The organism is Streptomyces sp. R818 (assembly GCF_056172735.1).
Map to the genome: position 1 here is coordinate 1,203,454 of NZ_JAOCNE010000014.1, position 17,441 is coordinate 1,220,894.

13 protein-coding genes are annotated in these 17,441 nt (G+C 73.2%); 7 read left to right on the forward strand and 6 right to left on the reverse strand.

Annotated features, from left to right (window positions below; all coding sequences use genetic code 11):
* Positions 1 to 5: 5 nt before the first annotated feature.
* From N5I75_RS37410 to N5I75_RS37430, 5 genes are all read right to left on the reverse strand, one after another.
* The gene (locus N5I75_RS37410; RefSeq protein ID WP_476684662.1) at positions 6 to 3,878 is read right to left on the reverse strand and encodes an alpha/beta fold hydrolase; all 3,873 of its coding nucleotides are present in this window, start codon (positions 3,876 to 3,878) and stop codon (positions 6 to 8) included.
* The gene (vioD, locus tag N5I75_RS37415; RefSeq protein ID WP_476684664.1) at positions 3,878 to 5,002 is read right to left on the reverse strand and encodes a capreomycidine synthase; all 1,125 of its coding nucleotides are present in this window, start codon (positions 5,000 to 5,002) and stop codon (positions 3,878 to 3,880) included. Before vioD ends, N5I75_RS37410 begins: the two co-directional genes overlap by 1 nt.
* Before the next feature lie 69 nt (positions 5,003 to 5,071).
* The gene (locus N5I75_RS37420; RefSeq protein ID WP_476684665.1) at positions 5,072 to 6,259 is read right to left on the reverse strand and encodes a pyridoxal-phosphate-dependent aminotransferase family protein; all 1,188 of its coding nucleotides are present in this window, start codon (positions 6,257 to 6,259) and stop codon (positions 5,072 to 5,074) included.
* 39 nt (positions 6,260 to 6,298) lie between these two features.
* Entirely contained in the window at positions 6,299 to 7,324 is a 1,026-nt protein-coding gene (gene gntD / locus N5I75_RS37425; RefSeq protein ID WP_476684666.1) for a guanitoxin biosynthesis L-enduracididine beta-hydroxylase GntD, read from the reverse strand.
* A 34-nt stretch (positions 7,325 to 7,358) separates the two neighbouring features.
* Entirely contained in the window at positions 7,359 to 7,997 is a 639-nt protein-coding gene (locus N5I75_RS37430; RefSeq protein WP_476684667.1) for a phosphopantetheine-binding protein, read from the reverse strand.
* Between the two features lie 283 nt (positions 7,998 to 8,280).
* On the opposite strand from N5I75_RS37430, the gene N5I75_RS37435 reads away from it, so the two are divergent.
* Together N5I75_RS37435 and N5I75_RS37440 are read left to right on the forward strand one after the other, a co-directional pair.
* A complete protein-coding gene (locus N5I75_RS37435) occupies positions 8,281 to 8,490 on the forward strand; it encodes an MbtH family protein (RefSeq protein ID WP_476684668.1) in 210 nt (69 codons plus the stop codon).
* Positions 8,491 to 9,462, forward strand: a complete 972-nt coding sequence (locus N5I75_RS37440; protein WP_476684669.1) for a D-2-hydroxyacid dehydrogenase — start codon at positions 8,491 to 8,493, stop codon at positions 9,460 to 9,462.
* Between the two features lie 64 nt (positions 9,463 to 9,526).
* Here the strand turns inward: N5I75_RS37440 and N5I75_RS37445 are convergent, their stop codons facing one another.
* Entirely contained in the window at positions 9,527 to 10,522 is a 996-nt protein-coding gene (locus N5I75_RS37445; protein ID WP_476684670.1) for a TauD/TfdA family dioxygenase, read from the reverse strand.
* Positions 10,523 to 10,832: 310 nt separating this feature from the next.
* Between N5I75_RS37445 and N5I75_RS37450 the strand changes: the two genes are divergently transcribed.
* The 5 genes from N5I75_RS37450 to N5I75_RS37470 all read left to right on the forward strand — a co-directional run bounded on the left by N5I75_RS37450 (position 10,833) and on the right by N5I75_RS37470 (position 17,333).
* Positions 10,833 to 12,692, forward strand: a complete 1,860-nt coding sequence (locus tag N5I75_RS37450) for an amino acid adenylation domain-containing protein (RefSeq protein WP_476684671.1) — start codon at positions 10,833 to 10,835, stop codon at positions 12,690 to 12,692.
* Positions 12,689 to 14,023, forward strand: a complete 1,335-nt coding sequence (locus N5I75_RS37455; protein WP_476684672.1) for a cytochrome P450 — start codon at positions 12,689 to 12,691, stop codon at positions 14,021 to 14,023. Before N5I75_RS37450 ends, N5I75_RS37455 begins: the two co-directional genes overlap by 4 nt.
* A gap of 56 nt (positions 14,024 to 14,079) precedes the next feature.
* Positions 14,080 to 14,847, forward strand: coding sequence for a thioesterase II family protein (locus N5I75_RS37460; protein WP_476684673.1), 768 nt, complete (start codon positions 14,080 to 14,082; stop codon positions 14,845 to 14,847).
* A 4-nt stretch (positions 14,848 to 14,851) separates the two neighbouring features.
* Positions 14,852 to 16,426: a carbamoyltransferase C-terminal domain-containing protein gene (locus N5I75_RS37465; protein ID WP_476684674.1), complete on the forward strand. Its 1,575-nt coding sequence runs from the start codon at positions 14,852 to 14,854 to the stop codon at positions 16,424 to 16,426.
* 70 nt (positions 16,427 to 16,496) lie between these two features.
* Complete coding sequence (locus tag N5I75_RS37470; RefSeq protein WP_476684675.1) at positions 16,497 to 17,333, forward strand: hypothetical protein; 837 nt, start codon at positions 16,497 to 16,499, stop codon at positions 17,331 to 17,333.
* Positions 17,334 to 17,441 lie beyond the last annotated feature (108 nt).

A 17,441-nucleotide genomic window follows, 5' to 3' on the forward strand; every position in this document is an offset into this window, starting at 1 on the left:
TCGGGTCAGCGGGGCGTCGCGCTTCGGTGGTCAGCCCGTTCGATGTGGTCCGCGAGGCGGGGACCGATCTCCGCCAGGACCCCCGGGCTCGTCATCTCCTCGTGCGTGCACCGCGCCGTGTGCCGCACCAGTTCGCCGCCGACGTGCGGCAGCCACAGGTCGGCGACGAAGGCCCCGCCGTCGCGCCGGTCGGCGGCGGCGACGTGCACCAGGTCGCCCTCGTAGAGCCGGGGCACATGCGCGCGGGCGCCGCGGGCGACGGCGGTGTAGACCTCGGCGAGCCGGGCCCGCAGCGCCTCGGGGACGTCGAGTCCTGACGTCTCCAGGCGGAGATCCTCGGCCTCCTGCTCCCGGGAGGGCAGGGTTCCGACGCGATCGGCCAGCGGATAGCCGTCGAGGACCGCGACCACGCCCACCGGCTCGCCCTCGGCGCGCAGCCGCACGGCGACCGCGTGCGCGATGAGGCCGCCCGATGACCAGCCCACGAGGTGGTACGGGCCGTGCGGGGCGACCTCGCGGATGTGCCGCAGGTAGAGGGCGGCCGTCTCCTCGACCGTCTCCGGTACGGCGCCCGGGCCCTCGGTCAGACCCGGTGACTGGAGCGCGTACACCGGGTGGCTCGGGTCGAGGTGACGGACCAGGCCCGCGAAGGACCAGCCGAGGCCCATACCGGGGTGGACGCAGAACACCGGGGTGCCGTCGCCCGTGGGCCGCAGCGGCAGCAGGACGTCGAGGTCGCCGCCGGTTCCGCCCGACGCATCACCGGTGTCGCGCAGCACCCGGGCCAGCTCCGCGACCGTGGGTGCCTCGAACAGGGTGCGCAGACCCATCTCGACACCGAGGGCGTCGCTCACCCTGGTGATCAGCCGGGCCGCCAGCATGGAGTGCCCGCCGATGTCGAAGAAGTCGTCGTCGAGGCCGACCGAGGGCACACCGAGGACGTCGGCGAACAGGTCGCGCAGCACGGCCTCGTGGGCGGTGCCGGGTGCACGGCCGGCCGGCTCGGAGACAGGTCCGGGCGCGGGCAGGGCGGCCCGGTCGAGGGAGCCGTCGGGGGCGGTGGGCAGACGGTCGTGGAGCAGGACGGCCCCGGGCACCATGTGCGCGGCGAGCCGCCCCGCGACGTGGCGGCGCAGCTCCCGCGGGTCGGCGTGCGCGCCGGGCACCGCCACGACGTGGGCGACGGGCCGTGGCCCCTCGGCGCCCGTGGTGATCGACACCGCCGCGCGGTCCACGGCGGGGTGGGTGAGCAGCGCGCCTTCGACGGCGCCGGGCTCCACGGGCAGGCCGTGCACCAGGATCCGGTGGTCGGCGCGGCCGAGGACGACGACCCGTCCTTGTGCGTCGAGACGGGCCAGGTCGCCGGTCCGGAACATCCGGGCGCCGGGCGGCCCGTAGGGGTCCGGCACGAACCGCTCCGCCGTGGCGCCGGGCCGGTCCCGGTAGCCGCGCGCCAGCCCGGCGCCGCTCACGTACAACTCGCCGTACGCGCCCGGCGGGACGCGGCGCAGGTCCGCGTCGAGCACACGGGTCCGCGCGTCGGGGGCGGGAGCGGGGGCGGGGTCGGTGAGGAAGGCGAGGACGGAGGTCTCGGTGCGGCCGTATCCGGCGACGGCCGTGATTGGGTCATCCGGGGCCGTGTCGCCCGTGGCCGGGTCGTTCGGGGTGGGGACGACGGGGTCCGGGTCGTTCGGGGCCGGGGTGACCGGGGCCGCACAGGTGAGGTCGAGCACGCGCACGCCGTCAGGGGCTACGAGGGTGAGCCGGTCGCCGGACGCGTCGCCGCCGGGCGCCTGCACCAGCTCGGCGCCGGTGGTCAGCGCCGTGAAGGTCTCCAGGAGCGCGAGGCCGGTGCCGGGGGCGCCGTGGCCGCGGACGGTGTCGCCCGGCGCCGCCGCCAGGGCCCGGGCGGCCTGGTCCACCGCGGTGACGAGACCCTCGTGGGTGAGCAGGACGCCCCGTGCCGCGCCGGTGTAGAGCAGGAAAGCGGCCTGCTCCGGCCGTACAGGCGCGGGCAGGTCGGAAGGCAGCGTCGGCGCCGGGTCGTCCAGGAGCACGACCTGCTCGGCGTCCAGCACCTCGCCCGGGACCGTCCCGTCGGTGACGACCAGCGCCGGGGACGCGTCGGCGAGGACGGCGCGCAAGGTGCCGGGCGTCGCCCGCGGATCGAGGGGCAGACACACCCCGCCCGCCCGGAGCACCGCCAGGGTGGCCAGGACCTGGTCCGGTGAGGACGGCAGGGCGACGGCCACGACGCTCTCCGGTGTGACGCCGCGCGCGGCCAGCGTGTGCGCGAGCCGGTCCGCCCCGGCGTGCAGCTCGCCGTAGGAGAGCGTGCGGGTGCCGTCCGACACGGCCGGGAGATCCGGGGCCGCCTCCGCCCGCAGTCGTACGAGATCGTGCACAGGAGTCGAGGGGGCGGCCGGGGCGGGCGGCCCGGTGAGCAGGGCGCGCTCCTCGGGCGTCAGCGTCTCCAGGGAGCGGAGGGGGGTGCCCGGTCGCGCGGTGGCGGTGTCGAGGAGGTGCCGGTAGTGCGCGACCAGGCGGGCGATGCTCTCCTCGTCGAAGAGGTCGGTGGCGTACTCGACGCTGACGTCGATGGTGCCGTCGCGCTCGACCGCCGACACGTTCAGGTCGAACTTGGCGCGGTCCAGCTCGATGGGGAGCAGGCGCCCCATCGTCAGGCCGGTGAAGTGTGTCCGTTCCTGCCAGTCGTCCTCGTCGTGCGACTCGAACACCACCTGCACGAGCGGGTTGTGGCTCAGCCCTCGGTGCGGTGCCAGCTCCTCCACCAGCCGGTCGAACGGGAGCGCCTGGTGGTCGTAGGCCGACAGGAACGTGGACCGTGCGCGGCGCACCTGTTCCCGGAAGGTGGGGTCGCCGCTCAGGTCGGCACGGAGCGCGAGGGTGTTGACGAAGTAGCCGACCATGTGCTCGAACTCGCCGCGGACCCGGCCGTGCACGACGGTGCCGACGACGAAGTCGCGCTGCCCGCTGAAGCGGGAGAGGACGACCTGGAAGCCGGCCAGCAGGACCGTGTAGAGGGTGCAGCGCTCCTCGCGGGCCAGCGTGCGCAGCCGGTCGGCGAGGTCGGCCGGGAGGAGTGCCGTGTGCTCGGCCCCGGCGTGCGACTGCTCCGCCGGGCGGGGTCGGCGCGTAGGCAGTGCGAGGAGTCCCGGCACCCCGGCGAGTTGCTGACGCCAGTATCCGATCAGGCGCTCCAGGCGCGGGCCCGAGAGGTGGGCGCGCTGCCAGCGGGCGAAGTCCGGGTACTGCGGCGCCGGCGGGGCCTGCGGGACCGGGCCGCCCGCGACGAGGGCGTTGTAGACGCGGGAGAGGTCGTCCAGGGCCACGTTCACGGAGACGGCGTCGAAGACGATGTGGTGGACGACCATGGTGAACAGGTGCTCGTCGTCGGCGACTTGCATGAGCCGGAACCGGGTGAGCGGGCCCTTCTGCAGGTCGAACGGGGCGACCTCGGCGGCGCACAGCGCCTCAGCCCGCTCCTGGCGCTCCGATTCGTCCCATCCGCGCAGGTCGTCGAAGGGGACGGGGATGCGCAGCTCCGGGTGCACCACCTGGAGCGGCCGTCCGTCCTCCACGGTGAACGTGGTGCGCAGGGCCGCGTGGCGGGCGACCAGCGCGTCGACCGCCCCGGTCAGCGCCCCGGCGTCCAGGCGGCCGGTCAGGCGCAGCCGCCAGCCGATCGTGTAGAGCCGGTCGCCCGGGGTGAGCTGGTCGATGAGCCACAGACCCTGCTGGGTGACCGACGTCTCGTGGGTCCGGGGGCCGCCGCGTTCGCGCAGGGCCCGCTCCACCTGGGCGCGTTGCGCGGGCGGCAGTTCGTCGAGCCGGGCGAGGAGGTCGGCGAGGTCCATCAGAGCGCCCCCTGCCGTTCCGTCAGCGCCTTGTGCAGGCGGTCGAGGCCCTCGGCGAAGGCGTCCTCGGCTCCGCCGAAGCCGAGCCGTACGCGGTCGGGGTGGCCGAAGCCGGATCCGGGCACCAGGAGCAGGTCGTACCGGGCGCCCAGGTCGCGGCAGAGGTCCTCGGTGTCCTCGACGCCCGTGAAGGCGGGGAAGGCGGTGACGCCGCCCGAGGGGCGCGACCAGGACACCAGGTCGCCGTGGTCGCCGGCCCACGCGGTGAGGCGTTCGAGGTTGCGGGCCGCGTGGGTGCGGCGGTCGGCGAGGATGCGGTCGGCCCCGGCAAGGGCGCGTGCGGCGAGGTGTTCGGTGAGCGGGGAGACGCAGATCGTCAGCGCGTCGCGCAGGGCCACGAGCCGCTCCAGGACGTCCGGCGCCGCCAGGCACCAGCCGACGCGGGTGCCGGGCAGGCCGTACGCCTTGGACATGGTGCCGAGGCCCACGCACCGGTCGTGCAGGGTCGAGGGGTCCGGCAACGGCTCGCTGTCGTAGACGAGTTCGGTGAACGCGCCGTCCCACACGAGGTGCAGCTCCGGGCGGCTGTCCACGAGGTCGAGCAGGTCGTCGAACTGGTCGCGGGTCAGGTGGGCGCCGGTCGGGTTGTGCGGGAAGTTCACGACGATCATGCGGGTGCGCGGGGTGACCAGCGCCCGCAGCTCCGCCACGTCGGGCGTGAAGCCCGTCTCGGGCCGCAGCCGCCAGGGCACGAGGCGGCAGCCGATCGCCTCGGCGACCGAGGTCAGCGAGTGGTAGGCGGGGTCGACCACCACGACCTCGTCCCCGGCGGACAGCAGGGCGTTCATCACGACGAAGATCGCCTCGGTGGAGCCGTGGGTCGCCATCACGCGGTCGGTGTCCCCGCCGGTGAAGCGGTCGGCGACGGCCCGGCGCAGCAGGTTGCCGCCGTACGAGGGGCTGTCGTCCAGCGCGATCGCGTCCAGCTCCTCGACCGTGATGCCGAGCAGCTCGCGCAGCTCCGCGAGGGAGAAGCACCGCACACCGCTGCTGCCCAGGTCGAGCGAGGTGTCGAAGTAGAAGTCACGCATCCAGTCCTCCAAGGCGGCGCGTGGCAGATGCATGGCGTGCTCCTGATTCGTGAAGGGGGCGCGGGCGGTGCGGTAGCGGCCCCGGGGGGCGTCGTGGTGGTCCTAGGCGGTCGCGGCCACCGGCTGCTCGGCGCGTGCGACGGGCGCGGTCCGCTGGTCGTGCAGCACCTGGAGCGCGGCGGTGACACCGCCGCCCGGCCGGACGGCGCAGCCGCTCTCGGCAAGCCCCAGTTCGATGGCGGACAGCGCGGTCAGGACGTCGAACTCGTCCACGTATCCGCAGTGCCCGATGCGCAGCACCCGGCCGTCCAGGGGCGGCTGAGCTCCGGCGAGCTGGATGGCGTAGCGGTCGAGGAGCCGGTCGACCAGGGCGCTCGCGTCCACGCCGGGCGGCAGTTCGGCGGCGGTGACGGCGCTGTGGCGGTCCTCGTCCGGGGAGAACAGCCGCAGGCCGAGGCCGCGTACGCCCGCGCGGGCCATCCGGCCCAGGCGCACGTGCCGCTCCAGGACGTTGTCGAGCCCCTCGGTGTGGAGCTGGCGCAGGGCCACGTCGAGCTGGCTGATCAGGGAGATCGCCGGTGTCCACGGCGTGCGGGGGACGTCGGCGCGGAGCGCTGCGAGGGTCTCGTCCCAGTCGAAGTAGAAGCGCGGCAGGCGCGCGGCGCGGTGCTGCTCCCAGGCCCGTTCGCCGATGCTGGTGAAGGCGAGTCCCGGCGGGGTCATCAGGGCTTTCTGGCAGCCGCCCACGACGACGTCGATGCCCCATTCGTCGGTGCGCAGGTCGGCGGCGCCGACGCCGGAGGCCGAGTCGACGACGGTGAGCAGCGGCGCGGAGGCCGCCGCGAACCCGCGGACGTCGTTGACCATGGCCGTGGAGGTCTCGCAGTGCACGGCGATCGCGGCCTTCAGGCCCGGGGCCGACGCCGCTTCGCGGATGCGGTCCAGGTCCAGCGGCTCGCCCCAGTCGTGGCGCACCTCGGTGACGCGCAGGCCGAACGCGGCCGCCATCTGGCTCCAGCGCTCGCCGAACGCCCCGTTGGTGACGACCAGGACGCCGTCGCCCGGCGCGAACAGGTTCTGCAGGGCGCCCTCGAACGCGCCGGTCATGCTGGACGCGACCAGGAGGACGTCGTTGCGGGTGCGCAGGGTCCGCCGGAGGTTGTCGACGACACGTGTGAACACCTCGGCGTAGGCGTGGGTGCGTTCGTCCTCGACGGGGAGCACCGCTGCCGCGGTGACCTCGGGGGGCGTCGGGGTGGGGCCCGGGACCATCAGCCGGTATTTCCTCATGGGGCGGTCAGAGCCTTTCGCTGGGCCTGGCAAGGCGGCTTAGTAGATGACGCGGGAGCCGGCGCGCACCCGGGCGTCGCGGGACTTGCGCAGGTCGCGCGTGACGTTGACCCGGCGCAGCCAGCGGTCGCGGCCGTCGTAGCGGGCCCGGTAGGGGTTCCTGCCGTGCACGGCCTTGTAGTTGTCGATGAACAGCACGTCGCCGGAGCGCAGGGCGATGCCGGTCAGGCGGGTGTCGATCTCCTTGACGAGGGCCTCGAACGCGGCCGTCGCCCCGGCGTCCTCGGTGGTGCGGTCCATGAAGTACGGGTCGAGGCGGCCGTAGGGGGAGCGCGGGTCGCCGAAGAGGACGGGCACCCGCTCGGGCGAGGCGGTGAGCCGCTCGATCAGGCGGACGCTGCGCTCCAGGAGGTCGGCGGGCGCGTCGAGGGCGCTGTCCGCGCCGCGGTGCTGCGGCTGGTGGGAGTTGTCGGGGCGGATCACGTAGTGCGCCCCGGCCAGGGTCTTTCGCGTCTCCTCGTCCAGGCGCAGATCGTCGAAGAGGGCGTACGTGGTCTCCACCGCGTCGGGGTTGCGCAGGCACATGAGGCCGACGTACTCGGCCCGGTAGGGATGGAAGGCGTCCTCGGTGTGCCAGGTCAGGGGTTCGGCCGTCGAGGAGTTGAGCTGGGCGTGCTCGTGGCCCTTGATGGGGACGACGTCGTGCAGCAGCCGGCCGTCCTGCTGGGTGGCCCAGGCGATGGGGTCGCCGAGCAGCGAGGCGCACATGAGGAGGAACATGTCCTCGCGCCGGGTGCGGCCGTCGGCGTCGGCCTCGCCCCAGGTCGCGGGGGTGGCGCCGATCCGGGTGTCGTCCACGGGCAGCCCGCTGATCACGCAGCCGCCGGAGGGCTCCTCCAGACGGAAGGTGTTGACCCGCGCCCGCAGCCCCCGCGGCAGCTCCTGCGCGCGCAGGGCGACGGCGTCGAGCAACTCCTCGTCGGACGCGGGCCGTTCGGCCAGCAGCTCCGCGAGGAGGGGCTCGACCGCCTCGCGGTCGGCGTCGGTCAGGTCGATCCGGTACATGCGTCCCTCCGTCGGGGGAGTCGGGTCCGTCGGGTCAGCCGCGGGCGATGCCGTCGGCCGGCGGTGTGTCCGGCCCCAGCAGGTTCAGCGCTTGTTCGTCGGAGAGCTGGTCGAGTCCTGCGAGCAGGTCCTCCAGGCTCAGCTCCTCCGCCGTGGCCGCGGGCGCCTCGGGCGCGGCGGGGTCGGCGCCCGACTCGACCAGGCGGTACGCCACGTCCAGGACGGTCGGCAGGTCGAAGAAGTCGGCGAGCGGCAGGTCGACGCCGTAGCGGTCGGCGATCCGGCCGATGAGGCGCACCGCGAGCATCGAGTAGCCGCCCAGGACGAAGAAGTCGTCGTCCGGACCGATGCGTGCGTTGTCGAACGCCTCCCGCCACAGGGCCAGCAGGCCGCCGAGGACGCCGTACGCGGGCAGCTCCGCCCGGTCGACGGAGCCGTCCCCGGCACGCGGGAACTCCGGCACGGGGACGAGGGCGGTCCCGTCCGGCAACGGACTCTGCTCCCCGTCGAGGTGGCGGCGCAGCTCGTCCGCGTCGAAGGCACGCCCCTCGGCGGGGAGGACGTACACGATCCGACGGGCGCCGCCCGGCGCGGCGGCCTCGGCCCCGGCCACCGCCGGATGGTGCGAGAGCCCGGCCGCGCAGAGGTCCAGAGTGTGCTCGGTGCGATCCATTCGTTGACCCAGACTTTCTGCTCGTCCTGATCGTCGATGCGTCCAGCCAGGAAAACCCTAGGAACGCCCGGGTCGCAGGGTCAATGAACGGCCGGAGCAAGGCGGATCAGAGGTTCGCGGAAAGGCGTCAACAATATGCTGAGGCAGCCCGGTTGCCCTTGCTGGCGACAACCGGAAGCGGCTGAATAGGCTTTTCGGACACCGGACCGGTCGGACCCGTCTCGGACCCGTTCCCGACCCACTTCAGACCCGTCTCGGACCTATCGAGGAAAGGAATTCCGCCATGGAAAACCTGGACAACGCCGAACAGTACGCGGTGGTCGTCAATGACGAGGAGCAGTACTCGATATGGCCCGCCGGCCGTGAACTGCCCGCGGGCTGGCACGAGGAGGGGAGCAGGGGCACCCGCGAGGAGTGCTTGTCCCACATCGACACCGTGTGGACGGACATGCGTCCGCGCAGCGTGCGCGAGCGCGCCGCGGCCCGCGGCTAGATGGCCGCGCGACAGGGCGGCGGTCCGGCACTGTTCGGACTGCCGCCGCGAGCGCGCGAGCGGGTCGCCGAGGCGTGGCCCGGAGAGGCGGACGAGGCGGGGCCGGAGGCGTCCGGGCCCCGCTCCGCCGCGCTCGTGTGGCAGGCCGAGGACGAAGAGATCGAGGCGTTCCTGGCCGCCCACCCCGAGTGCCGCTGGCTGCACACCGTCGCCGTCGGCGTCCCCTCCGGGGTGCTGAAGCACGCCGCCGCGACCGGACTGACCGTCACCAACGGGGCGGGGACCCGGGGCGCGGCGGTGGCGGAGCACGTCCTCGCGCTGCTGCTCGCCCACTGCAAGGGGCTCCCGCAGACCCTCGCGGCGCAGCGCGAGCGCAGCTGGCGGGTGCCGCGCGCGGGGGAGTTGCGGGGGCGCCGCGCCGGTGTCCTCGGCCTCGGCGACATCGGCGCCCGCACGGCCCGGCTCCTGGACGCGTTCGGCGTCGAGGTGACGGCCTGCCGCCGCAGCGCGGGCGGGACCGGTCCCGGACCGGGCGGACCCGGGTCCGGGCTGCGCGCGGTGTACGGGCCCGAGCACCTGGAGGAGTTCCTGCGCGGGCTCGACATCCTGGTGGTGGCGGTGCCGCTGACGCCGCGGACCCGGGGGCTCGTCGGCGCGCGGGAACTGGCGCTGCTGCGGCCGGGCGCGTTCCTCGTCAATGTGGGTCGCGGTCCGGTCGTCGACGAGTCCGCCCTGGTGGCCGCCCTGCGCAGTGGCCGGCTCGGCGGGGCGGGGCTCGACGTGTTCGCGTCCGAGCCGCTGCCCGCGTCGTCCCCGCTGTGGTCGGCGCCGGGCGTCCTGGTCACCCCGCACAGCGCCGACGCGACCCCCGGCACGGACGAGCGGTGTCTGGAGCTGCTCCTGGACAACCTGGCCCGCTTCCGCTCGGGCCGTCCGCTGCGCAACGTCGTCGATCCCGACCGGGGCTACTGACGCCGTCCGGGCACGACAAGGGGGCCGCGCCTTGTGGGTGCGGCCCCCTTGTCGTGTGCGCCGCTCAGCCGGTCCGGGCCCGAGCGGTCGTGTGGGCGTCCACCTGCTCCTGGCCGTAGCCGTGCTCCAGACGCTCACGGGCGGGGCGCGGCCGGGGGGAGCGCACCAGGACGCGCTTCAGCCAGCGGTCGGTCCCGTCGTAGCGCGCCTTGAACGCCAGCCTGCCGTGGACGGTCGCGTCGTTGTCGATGATCAGCAGGTCGCCCGGCTCCAGCGGCACGACGTGGCCGTTGTCCTCCAAGGCGTGCCCGAGCCGGTCGTACGCCGCCACGAACTCCCGGTCGTCCGAGAGATGGCGGGTGTAGGACGGGTCGTAGCGGACGCCCAGGGCGTCGCCGTCGCGGCGCCACAGCGTGGAGATCCCCACGGGCTCCCGCCCGCCCGCCTGCTGGTCGGCGTAGCTGTCGTCGGGCAGCACCAGCGTCAACGGCCGCTCGAGCTGCGCGACGTCGGCGGCGCCGAGACCGATCCCGGTGGCGCTGGAGAGTCTGCTGCCGACACCGTCCGGGTTGCGCACACAGGCGAGGAGCAGCAGGTCCGCCCGCTGGGGGTGGAAGGCGTCCTCGGTGTGCCAGACGAGCGGCACCACACTGCTGGCCCCGACCTGGAGCCGCTCCTGCCCGGGGCTGGGCAGGATGTTGTGGACGATCCGTCCCTCCTGCTGGTTGCGCCAGCCGAAGACCCGGCCGAACCGGGACGCGACCAGGGCCAGCGCGATGTCGAAGACGGCGTCGCGCCGGGCGTCGGCCTCGCGCCAGTGCAGCGGCGTCGGGCCCGGGTCGTCGGTGGGGAGCAGTCCTCGGACGACGCGGTGCCCGACGCGTGGGTCGGGGGGCTGTGCGATGTCGTCGAGTTCCGCGGTGAGGGACGTGGGGAGCCGCGCGTCGGGAGCGGACAGCACGGTGTCGCCCGTGGCGCCGCCGGCGGCCAGCGTCCGTGCCGCTTCGAGGAAGTCTTTTCCGAACTCCCGGTCCACGCGTTTTACTTCCTGCACCGGCATGCGGTCTACCTTTCGACCTTTCGGGGACCTGTCGGAAAGGGGATACCGGACCGGCGAGGCCGGAGCGGCTTTGTCGCAGGGCCACCATCAGGCGCCGAATGAGCCCCGGTCAAGGGATCTGGGACTATTCCGCGCTTTGTCGGCCGAGGTCTCGCGCATCGAAGGAAACGGCACCAACAGAACGTGGAGACGGACTCCTCGTAAAAAGTGGATCCGGTTCGGTCGTTCCGCCGATTTACGGGCGGGCCGTGCCACCTAAAGTCGTGCTGCGAAAGCAACAGATCTTCTGAGGGTGAGAGGTGGTCTGGAGTTGATCGACAACACTGTGGCCGATGCCCCTGGGGAGTCGCACTCCGTGTCCCGCCGCCCCGGACCGGACGCGGCGGACCCCGGCGGGGTGCTGCTCCACGAAATCATCGCCGAACAGGCCCGCAGGACCCCGGAGGCGCCGGCCGTCACGTGCGACGGACGGACGCTCACCTACCGGGAGTTGGACACCCGGGCGGAACGGCTCGCCGCCGGACTGCGGGAGCGCGCGCACGGCGACAACGCCGTCGTCGCCGTCCTCATGGACCGCTCGGCCGAACTGATCGTGTCGCTGCTCGCCGTGCTGAAGGCGGGCTGCGCCTACTTGGCACTCAACACCGCCGACCCCGACCGGCGCCTCGCCGAGCTCGTCGTCGACGCCGGGGCGCGCCTCGCCGTGGCCGACGCCGGGGCCGCCGGACGGCTGCCGGCCGGGCTGGCGACGCTGAGCCCGGACACCACCGCCGTGGGCCAGGACCCGCGAGAGACGGCGACGACCGCGTCCCGCAGCGCCGACGACCTCGCCTACGTCTGCTACACCTCGGGTTCCACCGGCGCGCCCAAAGGCGTCGGGGTGACCCACCGTGGCGTGCACCGCATCGCGGTGCGGCAGGAGTGGCTCGGCCTGACCCCCGACGACGTCGTCCTCCAGGTCTCGTCGGTGTCCTTCGACGCCTCGACGCTGGAGATCTTCGGCGCGCTGTGCGCCGGGGCGCGCCTCGTGGTGCACCCCGGCGGGGGACCGGTCGACCTCGACGCCCTCGCAGGCACCGTCGCCGGACAGCACGTCACCGTGGTCAACCTGCCCACGGGGCTGCTGCACCGGCTCGTCGAGAGCCGCCTCCCGTTCTTCGCGGGCCTGCGTCATGTGGTGACCGGCGGCGACGTGGCCTCGCCCGCGCTGGTGAGTCGGCTCCTCGGCGCCTGGCCCGGCCTGACGTTCACCAACGGCTACGGCCCGACGGAGAACACCACGTTCACCACCCGCTGGACCACCACCGGCACGCCTCCGCGAGGCGCCGTCCCCATCGGCACCGCCGTCACCGGCACCGGCACCGTCCTCCTCGACGAGGCGATGAACCCTGTGCCCGACGGTGCCACCGGCGAGCTGTACACCTGGGGCGACGGCCTGGCCCGCGGCTATCTAAGCCGGCCCGCCGCCACCGCGGAACGGTTCGTGCCCTGCCCCTTCGGGCCGCCGGGCTCGCGGATGTACCGCACCGGAGACCTCGCGCGGACGACGCCGGACGGCGCCCTGGAGTTCGCCGGGCGCACCGACCGGCAGGTCAAGATCCGCGGCTACCGCGTGGAGCCGGGCGCCGTCGAGGCGGCCCTGGCCCGGCAGCCCGGCGTCGACCGGGCGGTCGTGGTGGTGGAGCGCGACGACGCCGAGCACTCCCGCCTGATCGGGCACGTCGTGCACGGCGGGGCGGACGACGACGGGGCCGGTCCCCGGCTGCGCGCCGCCCTGGCCGCCGAACTTCCGGCGTACGCCGTCCCGGACACCATCCTCGTCCACGCCACCCTGCCGGTCACCGCGCACGGCAAGGTGGACCGCTCCGCCCTCGCCTCCGCGGGCCCCCGGCCGCGCAACCTGATCGACCCCTACGTGGCGCCGGAGACACCGCTCCAGCGGCGCCTGGCCGAGATGTGGAGCGCGCTGCTCGGCACCGCGCCCGTCGGCATCGAGGACGACTTCTTCGACCTCGGCGGCCACTCCCTGATGGCCGCCGAACTCCTCGAACTCATGCACAAGGAGCTGGGCGTGGAGATCCCCGCCACCGCCCTGTACCTGCGCTCCACCGTGGCCGAGCTGAGCGAGGCCGTGGACGAGGCCATGGCCGGACAGGAGACGCGACCGTGACCGTTTCGCAGGAGCAGCAGCGCCAGCAGCATCGCCCTCAGGAGCAGCATCAGCCGACGGTGCCGCCCGCTACCGCCACGGGCTGCCCGGCGCACCAGGGCGCCGACACGCCTGGACCCCTCGCCGACCTGGCCGACCCGGCGCTCTACAGCGACCGCGACCCGCACGCCCTGTGGAGCGAACTGCGCCGCGACGACCCTGTCGCCCGGCACGAGAAGGACGGTCACCCCTACTGGTCGGTGACGCGCTACGCCGATGTGGACCGGGTCCTTCGCGAGCACGCCACGTTCACCTCCCAGCGCGGCACCCTGCTCTACCTGCTCGGCCGCGGCGATCCGGCCGGCGGCCACCAGATGGCCGCGACGGACCCGCCGCGCCACACCTCGCTGCGCGAACCGCTGCAACGCGCGCTCGCCGTCAAACCGACCATGGAGCGGCGGGAGCAGATCCGCGCCGTCGTCACCGACCTCCTCGCCCCCCTGGCGGACGGCGGCCCCTACGACCTGGCCGCCCACGCCAACCGGCTGCCCATGGCGGTCGCGGGCGTCCTGATGGGGCTGCCGCGCGAGGACTGGGACCGGCTCGTCGACCTGACCACCGCCTCGGTGGCGCCGGAGGACCCGCGCTTCCGTGACGACCGCGGCATCGACCGCGTCCTCAACCAGGCCCACCGGGGCCTTTTCGCCTACTTCCACGAGATGGTCCACGACCGCCGCGCGCACCCCGGCGACGACCTGATCAGCCTGCTCCTCCGCATGGAGATCGACGGCCGCCCGCTCTCCGCGGGGGAGGTCATCTCCAACTGCTACAGCCTGCTGCTCGGCGCCAACGTGACCACTGCCCAAGTCCCCGTGAGCACCCTCGCCGAGCTGATGGGCACCCCGCGCCTCGACGCGTGGGCCGACCGCCCCGACCTGATCGTCAGCGGCGTCGACGAGGCGCTGCGCTGGTCCACACCCACCACCCACTTCATCCGCTACGCCACCCATGACGTCACCCTGGGCGAGACACATGTCTCGGCAGGGGACGCGGTCGCCGTGTGGCTGCCTTCGGCCAACCGCGACGAGGACGTCTTCCCCGACCCCTTCACCTTCGACCCGGCCCGGCGCCCCAACAAACACCTGGCGTTCGGCATCGGCCCGCACTACTGCGTCGGCCACACCGTGGCCAAGGTGACCCTGCGGCTGTTCTTCGCCGAGCTGTTCAGCCGCTTCACCGACATCGCGCCGGCCGGCCCGGGCAAGCGCCTGTACTCCAACACGATCTACGGCTGGACCGAGATGCCGGTCACGGCCCGTCCGCGGCCGCACGCCCGTCCGGTCGCCTACTGACCCGGGCCGCCCCCGGGCGGCCGTCCGCCGAAACCGAAGGCGAGGTCCTTCAGCCGATGCCCACCGCCGGTCGACCCCCACGCTGGTTCCTCAAGGAACCCCTGCCGGACGCGCGTGCCCGGGTGTTCCTGCTGCCCTACTCGGGGTGCGGCGCGTCGATGTACCGCCAGTGGCCCACCGTGTACGAGGGCGTCAACTTCGTCCCGGTGCAACTGCCCGGACGGGAGAACCGCCTGAAGGAGAAGCCGTTCGAGACGTACCAGGAGCTGGGCGAAACCCTCGCCGAGGTCCTGGCCCCTCATCTGGACCGCCCCTGGGCCCTGTTCGGGCACTGCAGCGCGGCGCTCGCCTCCTACGAGACCGCCCTCAAGGCGATCGACCGCGGCGCACGCCCGCCGGACCGGCTGTACGTGTCCTCGGAGGTGGCCCCGCAGGACGGCCCCTACGGCCGGCACCTCCAGATGGACGACGAGGGGCTCGCCGAGGAACTGCGCACGCTCATCGTGCAGTTGGGCGGCACACCGCTGCCCACCTTCGTCGCCATGACGCTGGGTGTGCTGCGCGCCGACATCGAGATCAACCGCCGCTACCACCTGGCCGATCCGCCGCGCCTGCCGTGTCCCGTCACCGCGATCGGCTGGGACGGGGACATCGGCATGGAACCCGAGCGGATGACCGGCTGGGCGGCGTGCGGCGAGATGGACCAGGTCGTCTTCGACGGCGGCCACTACGCCTTCATCGAGGGCCCCGAGAAACTGCTGCGGCTGCTGGCCGACGGCGTCAGCCCAGACCGGCCACCCACGGGGCCGGCGGAAGGAGTCTAGGAAGATGCTGATCCTGTCGTTCAAGGAAGGGCACGACAGCGCGGTCACCGCGATCGACGACGGCCGCCTGCTGTTCTCGATGGAGGCCGAGAAGGACTCCTTCCCGCGCTACGACACACTCACCGCGGACGTCCTGCTCGCCGCCGTCGACCGGCTCGACCGGCTGCCCGACGTGGTGGCGGTCGGCGGCTGGGTGAAGGGCGCCTTCTCGCACGAACCGCCCTCGCGCACCGGGTACTTCGGTGTCGGCGAGGGATCGGTCACCGACGAGGCGGGCCGGTTCTTCGGCAAGGACGTACGGATCTTCTCCTCGACGCACGAGCGCTCGCACATCATGACCGCGCACGGCCTCTCTCCGTTCCCCGCCGGGCAGCCGTACTACTGCCTCGTCTGGGAGGGCAACATCGGCTCCTTCTACCGGATCGACGAGAGCGGCGGCGTCACCCACCTGCGCCACGTCATGTCCGACCCGGGCAACAAGTACGCCTACCTGTTCGGCCTGGCCGACCGGTCGTTCACCGCCAACAAAGGTGTGCTGCGGCTCCAGGACGCGGGCAAACAGATGGCGCTGACCGGCTTCGCCCGGAAGACGGAGACCACCCCCGCCGAGCGCGAGCTGATCGACTTCCTGCTCGCGCAGGAGCGCATCATCACCACGCTCGGCAAGGACGAGATGGGCTGGACGCCGTTCCGCGACATCGGTGTCGAGTCCCAGGAGTACAAGGACCTCGCCGCGAAGTACTCCGACGCCATCTTCGACCGCTTCCACGCCTACGCCGCCGAGCACCTGACGGAAGGGCTGCCGCTGCTCATCTCCGGCGGCTGCGGGCTCAACTGCGAGTGGAACCGCCGCTGGGCCGAGTGCGGACTCTTCCCCGAGGTGTTCGTGCCGCCGTGCCCGAACGACAGCGGCTCCTCGCTCGGCACCGCCATCGACGCCCAGCTGCACTACACCGGCACGGCGAAGGTGGAGTGGGACGTCTACGCGGGCGACGACTTCGTCACCGACACCGAGTTCGACCCCGAGCGCTACGAGACCCGGCCGCTCGACTACGCCGAGGTGGCCCGGTTCATCGCGGACGGCGGCATCATCGGCTGGGCGCGGGGCCGCTGGGAGATGGGGCCGAGGGCGCTCGGCAACCGGTCGATCCTGGCCGCGCCCTTCACCGCGGAGACCACGGCCCGGCTGAACAAGATCAAGCAGCGGGAGGGGTACCGCCCCATCGCGCCGATCTGCCTCGCCGACGAGGCCGGCCAGTGGTTCGAGGGCTCCCTGCCCGACCCGTACATGCTGTACTTCAGCACGGTCCGCTCCCCGGAGCTGAAAGCCGTCACGCATGTCGACGGCACGGCCCGCACGCAGACGGTGACCCGCGAGCAGAACCCGGGCGTCGCCTCCCTGCTGACCGCCTTCCGCGACCTCACCGGCTTCAGCGTCCTGTGCAACACGTCGCTGAACTTCTCCGGGCGCGGCTTCATCAACCGCACCAGCGACCTGATCCGCTACGGCGAACAGCACGACCTCGACGGCTACGTGGTGGGGGACACCTTCGTGACCCGGCGCCTGCCGCGCCCCTGACGCCGCGCGCCCCGCGTGGCCCCGGCTCTCCCGCGAACAGCACTTGTGTACGTGTGAAAGAGGAAACCCGATGCAGCAGAGCACAGTACGACTGAGCGGACACCAGGCCGACAAGGAGTTCTTCCGCTTCGAGGAGCGCGGCGAACTCGACTACGGGCTCGTCCTCGACGTCCTGCACGGCCGCAGGCTCGGCGTCATCTTCCGGGACGTCATACCCCCCTCGGCGCGCAAGGACCTGACCGACCGCTTCTGGGCCAGCCCGGCCCGCCAGCACCGCGAGGGCGAGCCCTCCCACTATGTCGGTGCCTACCACTGGAACAAGTCCGCCGACACGTATCTCGACGAGTCCGCCGAGGTCGCCGAGCACGTCGGCAAGGTCATCGACGCCCCCGACTCGCCCTGGCACGTGTTCCGCGACGGCGTGAACGAGGCGCTGCGACCGCACGGCGCGTCGCTCCGGGTGGCGCGGATGGACGGCCGCTCGGCGTGCGCCGCGCTGATCCGCGCCTGGGACAAGGAAGGCGACTTCTCCCTCGACCCGCACGAGGACGAGGCCCAGTGCAAGGACCCGCGCCAAGCCGGCTTCGAGATCCAGCGCGTCCTGGAGCACGACATCTGCGCGGTGAACATGTGCATCGAGCACACCGCCGGCGGACGCCTCGTCGTCTGGAACATCCGGCCCGACGACCGGACACGGCGCTCGCTCGGCATCGAGCTGACAGGACTGCCGTACACGGCCGAGGACCTGGCGGACTTCGACGAACTGCGCCTCGACATCCGCGAGGGCGACATCTACGCCTTCAACGGCGCCTTCGTGCACGCCGTGGACGCCAACACCGGCAACCGCACGACGGTCTCCTTCATCATGGGCCACACCGACGAGCGGACCGTCGTCAGCTGGACCTGACCGGCCGGCCCCACGGGCCCTTCGAGGCCGGCCGGACCTGACCGGCCGGTCCCGCGCGCCCTTCGAGGCCGCGCAACACGTCCAGGGGTCCGTCTCCCCGAGCGTTCG